This window comes from Candidatus Kurthia intestinigallinarum (genome assembly GCF_003991225.1).
Taxonomy (GTDB): domain Bacteria; phylum Bacillota; class Bacilli; order Bacillales_A; family Planococcaceae; genus Kurthia; species Kurthia populi.
This window is the reverse complement of sequence record NZ_JTFC01000148.1, coordinates 1-1083: the sequence shown is the minus strand read 5'-3', so window position 1 is coordinate 1083 and position 1083 is coordinate 1. Positions and strand designations below refer to the sequence as shown.

At 34.4% G+C, this 1083-nt stretch carries 1 protein-coding gene; it reads right to left on the bottom strand.

Annotated elements, in window-relative coordinates; genetic code table 11:
- Positions 1–1019 (bottom strand): Eco57I restriction-modification methylase domain-containing protein (locus QI30_RS19300; protein ID WP_233600647.1); only part of this gene is annotated, 1019 nt, incomplete at its 3' end.
- Positions 1020–1083: the final 64 nt, after the last annotated feature.

The following is a 1083-nucleotide window of genomic DNA, read 5'->3' as shown; positions in this document are numbered from 1 at the left end:
TTAATTTTATTTTCAATATAGTTAATTTCATCTGATGAAAACTCATACTTGTTGTACAACTGTTGATCAATTTTATCAACCGGGAGTCTCCAATTAATATCTGAACTCGATTTAAAATTTTGTAAAGGAATAAATCGATATGTTTTTGATGCAGCATCTTGACTGCCTTTTGCTAGGCTATGAAGATATCTTGAGAACTTTGTTTGTAAGTATTTGGAAAGGTTCTGAGCAGATTGTTCATCTAAATCTAACTCGGCACCAAAAACAAGGTAAGTCTCAGTACATATAGTATTAGGTGCAGCGATTATGGTATTGAAATTATCATCATTCAATTCAGTGCCAATATTATTAGACTTAGGTGCAATAACTTTCCATTTATTAACCCACTCTGTTCTAGTAGGTATATCAGAATATTCTACGTATCCAACAACACCTCTACCATAACACTTTACAGGGCGTGTTAAATCATTTGGACTTTGGTGGAACTTATCATCTTTTACAAAGAAACCACGTAGTCCGAATGGTCGTGACGGTGAGACATGGGTAATAAGCCGTTCATTATTCTGTTCTACATCATCTATTTTTTCAAGGATGGAAATAGCGTTTGAATCACGTACAAAAATTTCTAAACCGTTTACTTTCATTGGACGCATTAAATCGGCAATAATTTTATTTTTTTCGTGTGTAATAACACGAGTCAAATTACGTGAGTTATCATAATTTGCATCCCATAAAAAATAACATACACCACCACGAATGTTGGTATTTGGAAAAATATCTTCAGGTGTAAGCCAATCATGCAGTTCACGTAAGTGCAGATCGTTTAGCATTTCTTCACGGAAATCATCAAGCCCTTTTCCACCTACATACCAACGACTAGGCATAATCATTGAAATATATTTAGGATTCATTGCTTTAGCTGCACGAACAAAGTTTTGATAAATTGGTCCTGCACTTGCTTGAGCGCCGCCGTCCATTTCTTGATAGGGAGGATTACCAATAACAACATCAAATTTCAATTTTTCTCCCCCTTTATTAAACATAGTTTGAATTTTGTCTAGGATGTTTTCTCGTTGAGTTTTT